This is a genomic window from Halopseudomonas sabulinigri, from assembly GCF_900105255.1.
Taxonomy (GTDB): Bacteria; Pseudomonadota; Gammaproteobacteria; order Pseudomonadales; family Pseudomonadaceae; genus Halopseudomonas; species Halopseudomonas sabulinigri.
In genome coordinates this window covers 1,035,379-1,051,490 of sequence record NZ_LT629763.1, presented here as the reverse complement: position 1 = coordinate 1,051,490, position 16,112 = coordinate 1,035,379, and the positions used below count along the sequence as shown (strand labels likewise).

16 protein-coding genes are annotated in these 16,112 nt (G+C 54.8%); 11 read left to right on the top strand and 5 right to left on the bottom strand.

The features are described from left to right. Positions 1-5: 5 nt before the first annotated feature. Entirely contained in the window at positions 6-1,424 is a 1,419-nt protein-coding gene (locus tag BLU26_RS04645) for an MATE family efflux transporter (protein WP_092284301.1), read from the bottom strand. A 13-nt stretch (positions 1,425-1,437) separates the two neighbouring features. Between BLU26_RS04645 and BLU26_RS04640 the strand changes: the two genes are divergently transcribed. Further along, a complete protein-coding gene (locus BLU26_RS04640) occupies positions 1,438-2,079 on the top strand; it encodes an elongation factor P hydroxylase (RefSeq protein ID WP_269433963.1) in 642 nt (213 codons plus the stop codon). On the opposite strand, the gene BLU26_RS04635 is transcribed toward BLU26_RS04640, so the two are convergent. Next, entirely contained in the window at positions 2,061-2,969 is a 909-nt protein-coding gene (locus BLU26_RS04635; RefSeq protein WP_092284299.1) for an alpha/beta fold hydrolase, read from the bottom strand. The genes BLU26_RS04640 and BLU26_RS04635 overlap by 19 nt on opposite strands. A 420-nt stretch (positions 2,970-3,389) precedes the next feature. Between BLU26_RS04635 and pdxB the strand changes: the two genes are divergently transcribed. Beyond that, positions 3,390-4,538, top strand: coding sequence for a 4-phosphoerythronate dehydrogenase PdxB (gene pdxB / locus BLU26_RS04630; protein WP_092284297.1), 1,149 nt, complete (start codon positions 3,390-3,392; stop codon positions 4,536-4,538). Here pdxB and BLU26_RS04625 read toward each other — a convergent pair. Continuing rightward, positions 4,519-4,707, bottom strand: a complete 189-nt coding sequence (locus BLU26_RS04625; protein WP_092284295.1) for a PA1571 family protein — start codon at positions 4,705-4,707, stop codon at positions 4,519-4,521. The two genes, pdxB and BLU26_RS04625, sit on opposite strands and share 20 nt — an antisense overlap. A gap of 142 nt (positions 4,708-4,849) precedes the next feature. Between BLU26_RS04625 and BLU26_RS04620 the strand changes: the two genes are divergently transcribed. The 8 genes from BLU26_RS04620 to BLU26_RS04585 all read left to right on the top strand — a co-directional run bounded on the left by BLU26_RS04620 (position 4,850) and on the right by BLU26_RS04585 (position 11,783). Beyond that, positions 4,850-5,983: an ATP-NAD kinase family protein gene (locus BLU26_RS04620; RefSeq protein WP_092284293.1), complete on the top strand. Its 1,134-nt coding sequence runs from the start codon at positions 4,850-4,852 to the stop codon at positions 5,981-5,983. Positions 5,984-6,468: 485 nt separating this feature from the next. After that, positions 6,469-7,338 carry a hypothetical protein gene (locus BLU26_RS04615; protein WP_092284291.1) on the top strand — a complete coding sequence of 290 codons (870 nt, stop codon included), beginning with the start codon at positions 6,469-6,471 and terminating at the stop codon, positions 7,336-7,338. A 37-nt stretch (positions 7,339-7,375) separates the two neighbouring features. Next, entirely contained in the window at positions 7,376-8,830 is a 1,455-nt protein-coding gene (locus BLU26_RS04610; RefSeq protein ID WP_092284289.1) for a P-loop ATPase, Sll1717 family, read from the top strand. Between the two features lie 241 nt (positions 8,831-9,071). Then, complete coding sequence (locus tag BLU26_RS04605; RefSeq protein WP_092284287.1) at positions 9,072-9,578, top strand: hypothetical protein; 507 nt, start codon at positions 9,072-9,074, stop codon at positions 9,576-9,578. Between the two features lie 76 nt (positions 9,579-9,654). Next, entirely contained in the window at positions 9,655-9,918 is a 264-nt protein-coding gene (locus BLU26_RS04600; RefSeq protein ID WP_157719301.1) for a hypothetical protein, read from the top strand. Between the two features lie 334 nt (positions 9,919-10,252). Further along, positions 10,253-10,750, top strand: a complete 498-nt coding sequence (locus tag BLU26_RS04595) for an AAA family ATPase (RefSeq protein WP_092284283.1) — start codon at positions 10,253-10,255, stop codon at positions 10,748-10,750. Between the two features lie 78 nt (positions 10,751-10,828). Further along, entirely contained in the window at positions 10,829-11,278 is a 450-nt protein-coding gene (locus BLU26_RS04590) for an SRPBCC family protein (protein WP_092284281.1), read from the top strand. A gap of 70 nt (positions 11,279-11,348) precedes the next feature. Beyond that, positions 11,349-11,783, top strand: a complete 435-nt coding sequence (locus tag BLU26_RS04585) for a hypothetical protein (RefSeq protein ID WP_092284279.1) — start codon at positions 11,349-11,351, stop codon at positions 11,781-11,783. 105 nt (positions 11,784-11,888) lie between these two features. Here BLU26_RS04585 and modF read toward each other — a convergent pair whose 3' ends face one another. Further along, entirely contained in the window at positions 11,889-13,361 is a 1,473-nt protein-coding gene (gene modF / locus BLU26_RS04580; RefSeq protein ID WP_092284277.1) for a molybdate ABC transporter ATP-binding protein ModF, read from the bottom strand. Between the two features lie 125 nt (positions 13,362-13,486). Then, positions 13,487-14,959 (bottom strand): ketol-acid reductoisomerase, encoded by a 1,473-nt coding sequence (ilvC, locus tag BLU26_RS04575; protein WP_092284275.1) that lies wholly within the window; start codon positions 14,957-14,959, stop codon positions 13,487-13,489. 194 nt (positions 14,960-15,153) lie between these two features. On the opposite strand from ilvC, the gene ilvY reads away from it, so the two are divergent. Then, complete coding sequence (gene ilvY / locus BLU26_RS04570; protein WP_092284273.1) at positions 15,154-16,032, top strand: HTH-type transcriptional activator IlvY; 879 nt, start codon at positions 15,154-15,156, stop codon at positions 16,030-16,032. The last annotated feature ends 80 nt before the right edge of the window (positions 16,033-16,112 follow it).

The following is a 16,112-nucleotide window of genomic DNA, read 5'->3' as shown; positions in this document are numbered from 1 at the left end:
CCGGATCAGTGTGTTGCGCTGAACGGCGCGCCGCTGGGAGGTGCCGGCGGACGCAGCTTTTCGCGTTTCCCGACTATCGACAGCCGAATGCCCAGAAACAGCGCAGCGCTGCTCAGGCCTACGATCAGCCCCATCCAGAACCCGGCCGGCCCGCGTGGCGGACCAAGCAGGTCGCTGATGCCCAGCAGATATCCCGCCGGCAGGCCGATCAGCCAGTAGGCGATCATGGTCAGCAGCATCGGCAGCCGGGTGTCCTGAAAGCCACGCAGGGCGCCGGCGCATGCCACCTGAATGGCATCGGAAAATTGATACAGCGCGGCTAGTACGAACAGGCTGGCAGCCAGTTCGATTACCTGTGCATCCTGGGTATACAGGCGCGGAATCTGCCCGGCAAAAAAGTACATGCCGGCAGCCGCGACGGCGGCAGCGCCCAGCGCCACGACCGTACCCACCTTGGCGGAAAACAGCGCCGCGCGGGCGCCAGCCCGGCCCAGGTTGTGGCCCACACGCACGGTAATCGCCAGGCCCAGGCTAAAGGGCACCATGAAGGCCAGCGAGGAAAAGTTGATGGCTACCTGATGGCTGGCGACCACCACGGCGCCCATGCCGCCGATCAACAGGGCAATCACGCAGAACATGCTGGTCTCGGCAAACAGCGCGATGCCGATCGGAAAACCCAGACCAAAGAGTTCGCCCTGGGTGCGTGCCACCGGCCAGTCGAAACGCGCGAACAGGCCGCACTCGCGGTACAGCGGCGAACGTTTCAGGTAGATCAACAGGCAGGCCAGCATCGACCACATCACCAGTGCGGTAGCCACACCGCAGCCGACCGCACCCATGGCCGGAAAGCCGAGCTTGCCGTAAACCAGCACGTAGTTGGCAGGAATGTTGATAAGCAAGCCAATAAAGCCCACCAGCATCGCCGGTTTAGTGCGCGACAGGCCGTCGGACAAACCGCGCAGGGCAAGCATGATGCCCACCGCCGGAAAGCCGAGCGAAATCGCCAGCAGGTAATCCAGGGTAACCGGGATCAGCGATTCGCCGATCTGCATCCAGACGAGTATCGGGCGCGTCAGATTGAGAAACAGCATGCACAGCAAGCCAATGAACAAGCCCAGCCAGGCGCCCTGACGCACCAGCGGGCCGGTTTCGGCCAGGCGATTAGCCCCATTGCAGGCGGCCACTTTGGAGGTGACGATCATCATCACGCCGGTGAGAAACAACAGGGTAGGGATCCAGAACGAGTTGCCCAGTGCCACCGCGGCGAGGGCTTCGGCGCTGACGCGGCCGGCCATGGCGGTATCGACAAAGCCTAGCAGGGTGTGCGACAGCTGCGCCGCGACGATCGGCAGAACCAGAATAATCAGCGCGCGCAGTTCTGCTACAATGCGCGGCCCGTTGAAGCGAGTAGGTCTGCTGCTCATTACCGAGTGTGCCTTGAAAAAAGCGCTTCATCCTATCAACTTGCCAGATATTGTCTACCAGCCGATGCAGCACCATTGCGATGACCTTGTAACCCTGTTTGACCGCTGTTTTGCCGGTGACTTCAATACCCGCCTGCGTGGCGGTTTTGCCGAGCCGGAATACCTGCCCGCGGACGTAGTGTCGCCCAGTCATCGCATTCACTTCACCCGCGATTATTTTCGTAGCGCACTGCATGAAGTGGCGCACTGGTGCGTGGCTGGCGCCGAACGGCGGTTGTTGCCGGATTTTGGTTACTGGTATGCGCCAGATGGGCGAACGGCCGGCCAGCAGCAGGCGTTCGAGCAGGTAGAGGTCAAGCCGCAGGCGTTGGAGTGGCTGTTCTGCGTTGCCGCCGGCCACCGCTTTGATGTGAGCACGGACAACCTCAGCGGAGAGGCGACCGATCCCGAGCCCTTCCGCGCCAAGGTACGCGCACAGGTACTGAGCTATCTGGAGGCCGGGCTGAAGGAGCGCCCGGCGCGTTTTGTCGAGGCCTTGCTGGCGTTCTACCGGCCGGGCGCGACCCTGAGTGCAGACAGCTTTCCTGAGTCTGGCCGAACGCCGTTGCCCGGCGCAGACCCAGAGAGTTCAGAGCTTCAGACCAGGCCCAGCTGATTCTGCTTGAGCCCCACTACCTGTCGCGGCGCCACGGTCAGCTGCGCCTGACCTTGCTGTGGTAGGCTGTCGGCAATAAAGCCGAGCACCGCATCGCGGGTCTGCTGCCAGGCCTCCTTGTTTTCCATATCCAGAAAATGTCCGGCGCCGGTCACCGTGGCGTAGGAGCAATCACGCATATGGCGGCTGAAATGGCGCGCGTCCTGCGGGCTGGTGTAACGGTCCAGATCGCCATTGATAAACAGCAGCGGCACATCGATATTGGCACTGCCGGTCAGGTAGCAGCGGGTATCCTGGGTCAGTACCTGGCTCACATGGAAGGCCATCTGTTGGTACTCGTGCTCATCCAGGCTGATGATGTGGCGGAAGTTGTAACGCTTCACCAGCGACGGCAGGTGTTCGCCGATGGTGTCATTCAGCAGCATGCCCAGCTTGCGTCGCTCGCAGTTAAGCAGCAGATCAATGCCGTTCTCCAGATAGTCGCGCATGGCGCTGTTGATCAGCGGCGAGAAGGCCATCACCACCGCCTTGCGAATACTCGGTGGGCGCTGCGCCAATGCCAACAAGGCAGAAGCGCCGCCCCATGAGAAGGACAACATGTGGTCGGCCTGAAAGTGCGCGATCAACTCCAGCAGAATACCTGCTTCCTGCTCCTTGGTGATCGGGCGCTGGTTGGCGTTGTAGCGCTTGGACTCGCCAGAGTAGGGCTCATCAAATAGCACAACATTGAAATGTGGCTGGAGAAAACGCACGGTCTGGGCAAAGGCCGCCATGGTCGCCAGTGAGCCGTTGACCAGAATAATGGTCCCCTGCGGCGCCGGGCTGGCATAGTAATGCGTTTGAATGCGAAATAGCCCCAGTGTTTCTACCACTTCGTGTTCTGGCTTCATATTCCCTGTCTCCGGTCTTGGCTGGACGCGGCAAAGAGCCACGTCATACAGGGCAGTGATTGGCAAAAAGCCGCAAAGAAACTAAACGCGCCAAGGCATCGTCCGGTGCAGACAACTTTGCTTGTGGTTATGGCGACAGGGTGGAGAGGACAGTCTCAGGGCCAGCGCAGTGGGCATTGCGCGAATTGCTCTTTGACTCAGGCAGGTCCTGCAAAGAGAGGTAGTTACCCCTCGGGAAACGCTTAGAATAATGTTTTGACCATCAAGTCACATTCGGACTTGTTGCGTTCAGTAAAGCAGCGGCGCGGAATAGGTGCAAGCTCATTCTTGCAGTTTCTTTACTGCCGGCAGCGCAGCGGCTGGACAGCCCGCCGGGCACCGCTGACAATGCCCCCACACCCTGTACTCGGAAGCCGCTGTATGCGTATTGTCGCCGACGAAAATATCCCTCTGTTAAACGCCTTTTTTGCCGACCAGGGCGAGATTGTCACCTATCCCGGCCGCGAAATTCGGCGTGAACACCTTATGCAGGCCGATGCCCTGCTGGTGCGTTCCGTTACCAAGGTGGATGCCGCGCTGTTGGCGGGCACGCCGGTGCGGTTTGTCGGCACCTGCACCATTGGCACGGATCACCTGGATTTGGCAGGCCTGGTCGCCGCCGGTATTCAGGTGGTCAGCGCGCCCGGGTGCAACGCACGCGGGGTGGTGGAGTATGTCCTCAGCTGCCTGCTCACCCTGGCTGAACGCACCGGCGCGGCATGGAGTACGCGCCGCGTTGGCATCATCGGGGTCGGTGAGGTGGGTGGCCGCCTGGCCGCTACGCTGACCGCCCTGGGCGTTGACTGCCTGCTGTGCGACCCGCCGCGCGCCCAGCGTGGCGAGAGCGGCTTTGTAAGCCTGGATGCGCTGCTGGCGCAAGCCGGTGTCATCACTTGCCATGTACCGCTCAACAAGCAAGGCCCGCACGCCACGCAGCACCTTTTGAATGCCGAACGATTGGCCAAGCTAGCCCCAGGCACCTGGCTGATCAACAGCAGCCGTGGCCCTGTGGTCGACAATCAGGCGCTGGCCAGCTTGCTGCCGCAACGGCCAGACCTGCAGGTGGCATTGGACGTGTGGGAGCAGGAACCGCAGGTCGATCTGGCGCTGGCGCAGCTGTGCGCCCTGGCCACGCCACATATCGCCGGTTACAGCCTGGACGGCAAATTGCGCGGTACCGAACAGATTTATCAGGCGTTTTGCGCGCACTTTCAGCAATCAGCCGCGCTGAAGCTGAGCGACCTGGCACCGACATCGGGCCTGGCGCATTTGGCGGTGGACGAACAGACACCAGCAGATTGGGCGCTGGCGCGCGCGCTACGGCTGGTTTATGACGTAAGGGACGATGATGCGCGTTTTCGCGCGGCGATGCAGGGGGCACAGCAAGAGCAGATCCCGCAGGCTTTTGATCTGCTGCGCAAGCACTACCCGCTACGCCGGGAGTGCTCACATCTGCAACTGGACTGGCTTGGCGACAAAACGCCGCCGGCCGCTTGGACCGCAGCGGGTTTCAGTTACCCGTGCGGCTAGGAGCGGGTACCCACTGGCGCTCCAGTTCATTGCAGGCGTGTTGAATCATTTGCTCGGTAATGGCAATTTCTCGGCCGCTCTCATCGACCAGATAACCGCCCGAGCAGGACGCGGGGTGAATCAGGATTTCGGCACTGTCACGGCAAGTCTGCAAGGCATGTACACTCATGGTTTTCTCCCAGTGTGGTGTCGCTGAATCGTCTCGCTGAGCGCTGGCCAACCCTCCCGCTGACCAGCTGAGGGCAGGATATGGCAACCGCGTGACGACTTTGTGACAACCCACCCGCAACAAACAGGAACGGACAAACGTAATGCAGGCAGCTTTTAGACTCGGGCTCATCATCAACCCACTGGCCGGCGTGGGCGGGCAGGCTGCCCTCAAGGGCTCCGATGGCGTTGCCGAGCAGGCGCTGGCGCAAGGCGTGCTGCCACAGGCACAGCGCCGCGTCGCCATCGCGCTGGAACAGCTGTTACCCCTGCGCGAACAGCTGCAGATCTTTGCCGCTCCCGGTCCCATGGGCAGTGACCTGCTCACTGAGCTGGGCTTTGATCACGAGGTGATTGGCGAGCTGGGCGATGCCAACCAGACCAGCGCCGAAGACACCGAACGCTGCGCCGCCGCCCTGCAACAAACCGGCGTAGACCTGCTGCTGTTCGCCGGCGGCGACGGCACCGCCCGCAACATCTGTAACCAGATACGCGCCAACCAACTGGTGCTGGGCATTCCCGCCGGGGTAAAAATCCACTCCGGCGTCTACGCCGTCAATCCGCGCGCCGCCGGTGAACTGGTCGCACTGCTAGTCAAGGGCGATCTGGTACGCCTGAGAGAAGCCGACGTGCGTGACATCGACGAAACCGCCTTCCGCCAGGGCCAGGTCAAAACCCGCCATTACGGCGAACTCTCGGTGCCCGAAGAAGGCCGCTTTGTGCAGCAGGTGAAGCAGGGCGGAAGAGAAGTCGAAACCCTGGTGCTGGACGACATCGCCGCCTGGCTGCAGGAAGAACAGGATGAAGAGACCGGCTGGATACTCGGCCCCGGTTCCACCAACCTCGGCCTGCTCGAAGCCATGGGCCTGCACGGCACACTGCTGGGCGTAGACGTACTGCGCCACGGTGAACTCATCCTGCAGGACGCCACAGAACAGCAACTCTGGACGCTGCTGGAGCAAGGCGGCGACTGGCGCATACTGGTCACCGCCATCGGCGGCCAGGGCCACATCCTTGGCCGTGGCAACCAACAACTCTCCCCCCGCATCGTCCGCGCTGTAGGGCTCGATAACCTCATGGTTGTCGCGACCAAAACCAAACTCACCACCCTGAATGGCCGACCCTTCCTGGTTGATAGCGGCGACGCCGAGCTGGACCAGCAACTCACCGGCCTGCGGCGGGTGCTCAGCGGTTATCGGGAAGAGATGCTGTATCCGGTAAGTTGGAAGGCGGAGTAGGGCGAGAGATGTTGCGCTATGAAGATTTGCTTTACCGCACATCGTCATAGCGCTATTTTGGCTTCACGGCAGTAAGCCACTAAGCAGGAGCCCAAGGATGGCGCGCAACACTACCTCAATACTTAATTGCCAAAGCACAGCTTCAGCCTTAACGGGTCTGATGCTTCTTCGCGCGTGCGCTGTTTATGGTTTAATCCGTTTCCAGTCCGCAATCAAAAAATACTTATCCTGCCTGGCTTTAAGCGCTGGCGGGTGTCGGCTTGCCCGCTTGAATATGTTGACTGGCATGCCATACAGGTTGATTGGATTCACGAAATGTGGAAGTCACGCGAATACGTCTGGGGTTGGGGTATGGCGTTCAACTACATGAATTTAAATCTATTTTTTATTGGATGCCGGCGGCGAGGAGTGTTGATATGCGGAAGTCACTGATATGTAATCATAAAGCCAGCGTTCCACTTAGCTGTTAGGCATCAGGAGAGAGAATGGAATATCTACTCAGCATATTGTCTGGCGGAATTAGTGGAGCAACTTTAGTCTGGCTTGCCAAAGGATGGATTTCAGAGAGATTGAAACAATCTATTCAGCATGAATATGCTGAAAAATTAGAAAGCTATAAGACTGAATTGAATTCTAAGATCGAAGGAATTAAGCACGAAAATCAGGTTTCACAACTTCGCACCTCTCTGTTTTTTGATCATCAACGAAATGCATTCGCAGCGCTAATAACAAAAATAGCCCAAATCAATACAGAGTGGGCGGCTCACTACGATCCTGATGAAGGCTTATATGAACCTGTTCCTTCAAGCGGGCGTAGAGAATTTGAAGGATTGATATATCAGCATCAGTTGTTTTTAGATGAGGAGTGCTTGATGGCCTTGTCATTGGTTACGGAAGCTTACTTTCGATCTCTTCCATATAATGATGGAAGCGGTGCACCTCCACACCAAAATGATTCTAGCCAGCATGTTTCATATATTGAATACCTACAACCACGAATAGCTTCGATATTTCGTGGCAAAATCGGCGTGGCCGCTGATCCTCAACACCTAATAGATGTTGCGGTTTTATCCGCAATTGAACTTGTGAATGGCTACCACTTTTTGGAAGTCGAGATTCCTCCGAAAGGGGCGTTATCGACTAGAAAGATCAAGAACGCTGCTGATAAAGTAACGGTTGGGTTAGACAATATCGATGAGCTAGTTGCATTGCTCAGAAGGTTTGATGAATATTTGAGTCGTGATGGTGGGTGGATTCACGAGGCTCAGCTAAATGTAAAGCAAACTTTGAATATTCTAGAGAAATGCCTAACAAATCAAAGCACTCGGACGCAGCGAAGCTGCGCCGGTGTTTGAGGCGTTAGTTTTACATCCGTATTCTGAGTAATAAACCATGATTCATATAGATATAAAAGACAAAGACCTATTTGGAAATGATGCTGGCGAAGATGAAAATATTGAAGTGCTGAACTCTTACTACATAGATAACCCAGATTTTGAAGATTTCTTTGATCGATCTGTTCGGCTAAACGTAGTGAGTGCAAGAAAAGGTATGGGTAAATCTGCAATGATTTCTCGAATGGCCTATAACCTTAAAGAAGATGACGGCGCGCTAATTATTCGAGTTACTGGAAATTCATTATTAGGCCTTGGAGATTTTCAAGATCAGGACCAAGCATACTTAGAGAATTACTGGAAGCAGATCATATGTAAAAAAATTATTCTGGAGATTGGAAAGTCTATTGGTTTTGCGCTCACTAGTGATGAAATTTCAATGGTAGAAATCTCCGAATTAGAAGGAATGAAAAGCAAAAACATTATTGGTGGATTGATTTCCAGGGTTAAAGGAAAACTACCTTTAGTTAATGCTGAGCTTAAAAGGTCGTTTCCCGAAAATTTACAGAGTCTATTGCAAAACTATCAGGATACACATCAGGCATCTAGCGTCTGGATACTGATTGATGATATTGATGCAAAGTACAAAGACACAGAAGAGTATCAAGCTAGAGTTGGCTCCTTTTTTAGCGCCATAAGATCACTATCATTTGATATGAATAATTTGAATATTAGAGCCAGTGTTCGATCAGATGTATGGGCAAATCTAAGGCACTTAGAGGATCTTGATAAGTGGGAGCAGTATGTAGTTGAAATATTTTGGACGAAAAAGCAACTTCGAGACATGCTCGCAAACCGAATTTTGGCATATGTTCAAAGAAAGCACCCTGAGTCTAAAGAATCACAGTTAAAAATAAGTAGAGACTACAATCAGATCTTTGGGCTTGCATTCAACACGCCAATTAGGTGGAAAAATGATGATCAAGCTTCAATTTTTGATGCTATTTACTCATTCTCAAACAAGCGACCACGGTGGATGGGACAGCTTTGCAGAATGGCCGCAATTCAGACTAAGAAGAACAGTCCGTACAACAAAAAAATCGATTTAGATTATATAAATCAAATTTTAGAGAAATACGGTAAAAACCGTAAAAATGACCTGATAAAAGAACATCAGCACCAATTTCCTGAGCTTGATAAGCTTATAGACTCTTTTCGAGCGAATAGTAAGACATATACCTGCTCAACGCTTGCTGAAATGTTTGATACAGATTTCATAAGGGGGCGGTCTGTAGATTCTATTGCCGACATTGATGGAAAGGTGTATGTATCTCCGAATGATTTAGGGGAGTTCTCGTATAAGATTGGGCTGATTTCTAGGATTCACGATAACGGTAAAAACTTCACCCATTTTACAGATGACCCCGACTTATTTCGAAGTAATGAGAATATGGATGATAAAATCACTTGGTCAGTCCACATCGCATACCGAGAATTCCTTAATATTCACTGAAAAAACTAACAATAGGTTGCAGCGGATTCGCTTCGCTCACCGCTGAACCTAGCGTTGAGGCTGTAGAAAAAGGTCGACGGTTTTATACTGGTCAATTTTGGTCAAAAAACGAACTAAAAATAGCGCCTATTTTCGAAATCTGAAGCGTTCGTCATCGGAAAACTTCTGAAATTTCGCGTAGGCGCACCAATTGAAAGAGGCTCGGGAGTTTTTCTACAGCCTCGTTAAAAGGACATAAGGCATGAAGCCTACGCACTACCTCGCAATCCTCGTTCGAATTTTTTCCGTTCTGTTGATTCTGTTCGCTCTTCGACAATCCTCTTTCTTGTTAGGGCTTATGACCGGGCAGCTAAGCGGCTTAACCGTGTCTATGGCCTTTGCTATTTCTTCAGTGGTGATCCCGATTCTCGTAGCAATTTTCTTGTGGTATTTCCCCATGAAGGTGGCAAAAACCATCTTGAAGCCAGAAATAGACCAGCCGGTCGAGCCAATGAATGCGCCGTCCTGCCTGACTGTTTTGTTACTGGCTGTAGCTACCTATTACCTCTATTTCGCAATAATCGACGCCGTATATTGGGCTACCCTTTGGCAAATGTCGGAGCGTAGTCAGGGTGCTTTTGCGCCGCTGAATCTTAGCCAAGAAAACAAAGCGAATATGCTTTCGACGATAGTGGAGTTGCTTGTTTCAGCAATCTTGATTCTTAAGGCTCGCACTATATCTAGGAAAATGCTGAGCTTGGCCGCGTGATGCCATTTAACAAATCGCTCTTGCCGGACAATTTCTCCATCGCTTCACGGCTACAAAATTGCCGCAAAGCTCTACGTTGGGCCTGAAAGAAATGAACATTCTTTCCCTGCTGGTTAATGGCGTTCTGGCGTTAGCTTTTGCTGCCGGGGTGTTGTTCGGCGTCTTGTGTGTTCGTCTGGCGCGGCTCCCGTACAACAGCGAGGGCCGGTACTTCGATGGTGTAGTAGTTACCCATGAATCCGCCCCGCTGGCCTTGGGCGTTCTATGCGTGGTGTCCTTTGTCGTTGCAGGGCTTGTGTTCCTGCTTCGTCGGTTTCTGGCTCGCAAGCGGCGCGCTTAGTGCCAGGGGCCGACGTGGTTATGTTGGGGCGTTGAGGCGGTAGAAAAGCCCTGAGGTTTTTGAGCAAGCCATCCGGATCAGTGAAGATATCTTTCATAATCCAGGAAGAATGACTTTCTTCACGGTGTGTTAATCCACATTGGCCCCAATTATCAGTGTCAGCTCGTCCGAATGGGGCAGGGTCGCGGCGAATGTGCAAAGGCACTATCAGGTGAGACAAGCTGAGTGACGATCCAAAAGAACAGGCTCTCGGTTTTGAAGGGCTATCTTGCACACTCTGTGAGATAAATTACCCGCGCGCATTGCGCTATGCATTAGCAGAGGCTCGTAAGCTATGGCTAGGCTAATCATCGTTACCGGCCCTACCGGTGTCGGAAAAACCACGTACTCCCTGTCTTTCTCCAAGGAGATTGGCGCAGTGCGCTTTTCTATCGATCCTTGGATGCAGAATCTGTTTTCCAAGGACATGACCTCCCTCGACTACGCTTGGATGATCGAGCGGGTGAATCGCTGTTACATACAAATCTGGCAGGTTTGCGAGCAGATTCTGCAGTTGAACGGCAATGTGGTTCTGGACCTGGGGTTCACCACCAAGGAACAGAGGGCACGTTTCTCTGAGTTGGCAAAGACGTTGGGAGTGCAGGCCGAAGTTCACTATCTGAATGCGCCGACAGCGGTGCGTAAACAGCGTGTAGAAAAACGAAATGCCGAAAAGGACCCCAACGTTTACGCCTTTGAGGTGACCGACTTCATGTTCGAGTTTATGGAGCCGCGATACGAGGTGCCGGATGCAAACGAGTTGGCAAATGGCCGCACCGTCAATGCGCAATAGCTGCTTGATGCCAAGCTGGGGTTGCACCGAACGCCCGCAGCTTAAGGCCGGTACACTGACGCAGAAACAGATGCTGTCATGGCCATAGTCCAGCACAAACTTACCATTAATGCACCCCAGGCCGTTGTGTACTCCGCATCACAAGACTATGCAGTGCGCTATGAGTGGGATCCATTCCCTGAGAAAATCGAGCTGCTGGATGGCGCAACCGAGTTGGCGGTTGGGGTCAGAACCCGTGTAATAGCCAAATCCGGCTTGCGGATGGACGTTGAGTTTGTCCAGTTGGCGCCGCCTGTCAGGGCGGCCATTGTGATGACCAAGGGGCCGGTCTTTATCAAGAGTTTCGCGGGCAGTTGGGTTTTCAAGCCCATTGATGCCAGTTCTACTCAAGCCACTTTCCGCTATGCGATCAAAACCAAAGCCTGGGCTTTGCCGCCGGTTTCCGAGTACCTCGCGACACTGTATTTTCGCAGGGCTGTTGTAGCCAGGCTGCGGGGCCTGAAGCACTACTGTGAGCGAATGGCCTGATGACGATTCAGCAGGCTCTGTCAGTACGGAGCCTGCGCTCCATGTTCCTTTTTTAAAAAGACGGTGCTGCATGCAAAAGGTTTTGTATTACTGGTTGATGCTGGTGGGGCTGGGCCACTTTGTGCTCGGGCTGGTGTTTATAGTTCTCGCCAAGACAAGCCTGATGACGCCCTACGTGGCCGGCCTTTACGCTGCCTTTGATGTGGGTTTCGAGGCCAATGTAGACCAACTGATGCGCAGCCTGTTGCAGCTGTTTGGGCCTACGGTCGCCAGCTGGGGTTTGCTGTTCTGTCTGGCGATTTATCACTATGTGGCGCAGGGCACTGCAGCAATCAAGCTGGCCCTCATGGTGGCGGTGCTCGTCTGGTTTTGCCTGGATAGCGGCGTGTCGGCGGCCAACGGAATGTACAGCCATTTGTGGATCAACACCCCGGTGGTCGTGCTCATACTGTTGCCACTGTGGTTTTTGCAGCCCAGGGCCAGTGCGTCCGGCGCTGACCTATGATACTGACGGGATTTTTGCGGTACCAGAGCGAGGCACGCAGCGTGCTGGTGGGACCGGGTTCAACGCACTGCGGTGCGGCGCCTGATTTTTTGCTCCTTGTAAAACCTAGCTGTTTTTCTCCAACTTCAAATACCGCTCGATCCCCGCTATCCGATCTTCCGCATGATGATTCACATACAACACCGTGGTCTCCGACCTTTGGCAGATCTTCTCGATCAACGCGAGCACGAGCTGCCGATTCATATCGTCGAGGCCCAGGCAGGGCTCGTCGAGGATCAACAGGGGCGGGTGTTTGACCATGGCGCGGGCGATAAGTAGCAGGCGCTGATCGCCGTAGGAGAGTTTGTTGAATGGTTGGTCGGCGCGCGAGGTCATGCCGAGCAGCGCCAGCCACTGGTCTGCGATCTTTTTCTGGTTGTCTGACGACTTGCTATACAGGCCGATGCTGTCGTGAAAGCCGGAGATGATCACGTTCTTGCAACTGGTGCTGACTCGGTATTCCCACTGCAGGGTAGTGGAGACGTAACCGATAAACTGCTTGATCTGCCAGATGCTTTCACCGTTGCCGCGCTGAAAGCCGAAGACATAAATGTCGTTGGTATAGCACTGCGGGTGATCGCCGGTGATCAGCGACAACACCCCGGTTTTGCCGCTGCCGTTGGGGCCGCTGAGCTGCCAGTGCTGGCCGGGCTCTATGGTCCAGTTCAGCTTGTTTACGATGACGGTATCGCCGTACTTGATGGTCGCGTCTTTCAGCCGCACCAGCGATTGGCCTGGATCAAGCGCGGGCAGTTTATTGCCGGGGTCGGCACCGGGTACGTGCAGGTCGGTGGTTTTCAGGTGCAGCAGTTGATACAGCTCGTTGAAGGCGCCTTCGTCGCTTCTATCGACGGTCAGGGTCAGGCGGCCCTGATTCGGGTTCTTTGGGTCTGAGCTGTCTTTATCCATGTAAGCAACATGGGTGATGAAGTCAGGCATCTCATCAAAGCGGTTCAGCACCATGACCATAGGGACGGTGTTGATGATAGAGGCCAGGTGCGCTTGCAGCATGGCGAGGGTGTCTGCATCCAGGCCATCAAAGGGCTCATCGAGGATCAGCAGATCCGGCTTGCTGGAGAGGGCGCGAATCAGCATGACCTTGCGGGTTTCACCGGTGGAAAGTTTGCGAAACGCGCGGTCGAGCAGTTTGCTAAGGCCGAACTTCTCCACCAGCGATTGAGCCAATGCCGGGTCCTGGCAGTTCTCGAAGATGATTTCATGCACCGGCGTGCCAAGTGAAATCACGTCCATGATGTCGGCATCGTCTTTTTTCAGTTCTCTGGCGATCAGCTCCGCCTGGGCTTCAAACGAGACCAGGCCCACGCGTGCGGGCAGACCCTGTACGCTGCCAGCGGTGACTTCGCCCATCCCGGCCAGCACCGCCGCCAGAGCGGACTTGCCGGCGCCGTTGGTGCCGGTAATGACCCAGTGCTGGTCTGGCGAGATGCTCCAGTCAATTTCGTTCAGGGTGAAGCGATCATCAAAGTTGACCGTCGCGTTGTTCAATTGAATGGGAGCGAGCTGGGTTGATGCGTTCATTGGGGCGTGCCTTTTTGAGTTACGAACAACGGAGCCGGGAATAACAGGTGCTGCAAACAACAGAGACAAAAAAGCCGGGTTTCTGGTCGGAAACCCGGCTTGGCGGCTAACGATGAATTAATCGATTAAACGATTTTCTTCATGTCAGCCATGTAGCCACGGAGCACTGTGCCTACGGCTTCGACCGGGTGTGAGCGCAGCGCGGCGTTCACTTCGATCAGGCGAGCGTTGTCTACGCCGTTGTCTTCCAGGTCCAGGCCTTTGCCGATAACGTCGGTCTTGATGCCTTTCATGAAGTCGGCCAGCAGCGGCACACAGGCGTGGTTGTACAGGTAGCAACCATATTCTGCAGTGTCGGAAATGGTGGCGTTCATTTCATACAGCTTCTTGCGCGCGATGGTGTTGGCAATCAGCGGGGTTTCGTGCAGCGACTCGTAGTACGCAGACTCGGCGATGATGCCGGCAGCAGTCATGGTCTCGAACGCCAGCTCAACGCCGGCTTTAACCATGGCAACCATCAGGATGCCGTTGTCGAAGAATTCCTGTTCGGAGATTTTTACGTCGCCGGCAGGGGTCTTCTCGAAGTTGGTTTCAGCGGTATCTGCACGCCATTGCAGCAGGTTCTTGTCGTCGTTGGCCCAGTCTTCCATCATGGTCTTGGAGAAGTGACCGCTGATGATGTCGTCCTGGTGCTTGTTGTACAGCGGACGCATGATCTGCTTCAGCTCTTCGGCCAGGTCAAAGGCCTTGATCTTGGCCGGGTTGGACAGGCGGTCCAGCATGTTGGTCACGCCGCCGTATTTCAGGGCTTCGGTGATGGTTTCCCAGCCGTACTGGATCAGGCGCGAGGCGTAGCCAGCGTCGATGCCTTCTTCAACCATTTTGTCGAAGCACAGGATGGAGCCGGTCTGCAGCATGCCGCACAGAATGGTCTGCTCGCCCATCAGGTCGGATTTAACTTCAGCGATGAAGGACGACATCAGTACGCCGGCCTTGTGACCGCCAGTACCGACTGCATAGGCCTTGGCCAGTGCCAGGCCTTCGCCTTTAGGATCGTTGTCTTCGTGAACGGCGATCAGGGTAGGTACGCCAAAGCCGCGAACGTATTCAGCGCGCACTTCAGAACCTGGGCACTTGGGAGCAACCATGATGACGGTCAGGTCGTCACGGATTTTCATGCCTTCTTCAACGATGTTGAAACCGTGCGAGTAAGACAGGCAGGCGCCTTGCTTCATCAGCGGCATGACAGCGTTTACAACGGCGGTGTGCTGCTTGTCTGGAGTCAGGTTCAGTACTACGTCGGCGGTGGGGATCAGCTCTTCATAAGTGCCAACGGTGAAGCCGTTTTCAGTGGCGTTCTTCCAGGATTGGCGCTTCTGCTCAATGGCCTCAGGGCGCAGGGCGTAGGAAACGTCCAGGCCGCTGTCGCGCAGGTTCAAGCCCTGGTTCAGGCCCTGTGCGCCACAACCGATAACGACCATTTTTTTGCCTTTCAGCGCGTCGACGCCATCGGCGAATTCAGCGTTGTGCATGAAGCGGCACTTGGCCAGCTCTGCCAGTTGCTCGCGCAGCGGTAAGGTATTGAAGTAATTAGCCATTTTTTAACACCCTGAGTGTATGGTGAAGTGATCGGCGACAACCGCACGCCGATCTTGATAAGGGACACAGCCACCAACGATAGGCGCCAGTAATCTGTGAGTGCGGTCAATTTATAGAAAACTGACCATTTCTTAAATTGATATATTTGCAACAAGACGTCCCGTTTTCTGCAAACATCCGTTATCATCCCAGCATGAACATCAAAACGCTCAAGCAGTTTCTCGCGTTGGCGGAAACACTGCACTTTGGCCGCGCCAGCGATGAGTGCCACATCAGCATCTCTGCCTTGTCGCGCAACATACGCCAGTTGGAAGACGAACTGGGGGTGGCGCTATTCAATCGCGACAATCGTACGGTCGCGCTGACCCGCGAGGGGCAAAAATTTCTCAACTACGCGCGTGATACCAGCAGCCAGTGGAACCTGATTCGCCACGAACTCACCGACAATTCGGATCAGCTCAGCGGTGAGGTTAGTCTGTACGGCTCGGTTACCGCCAGTTACAGCTTTTTGTATGAGCTGCTGCGCCGTTTCCGGGTGGCGTATCCGGCGATTGAAATCAAACTGCGCACCGGCGATCCGGAGCACGCCATCGCGCATGTGCTGGATGGCAAGGAAGACATCAGCATCGCGGCGCAGCCCGCCAGCCTGCCACGCGGCTTGGCGTTCAAACCCATCGCCATTTCGCCCCTGCTGTTTATAGCGCCGCTGGAGCAGCAGGTTCCCAACGTGCCCATCGAGACGCCCACTACGCCGCAGGCCTGGGAGAGCATACCGCTGATTCTCTCGGAAAGCGGCGTCTCCCGAACCCGGGTTGACGAGTGGTTCCGCCAGCAGGATATCGCGCCGCGCATTTATGCCCAGGTCACGGGTAACGAGGCGATTGTCAGCATGGTCAGCCTTGGCTTTGGCATTGGCGTAGTGCCCAAGATTGTGCTCGACAACAGTCCGCTGCGCGAGCGTATCCGCGTGCTGGATGTCACCCCGGAGCTGGAACCCTACGACATCGGGTTGTTCACCCTGAAAAAGAACCTGAAAAACCCGTTGGTCGAAGCGTTTTGGAATTTGATGTAAGCCGGCACGTTCAAACTTATGCACTTGCTTAAATCAGCCAGATGGAAAGCAACAAAAAAGCGGAACCAGGCTAAGCCCGA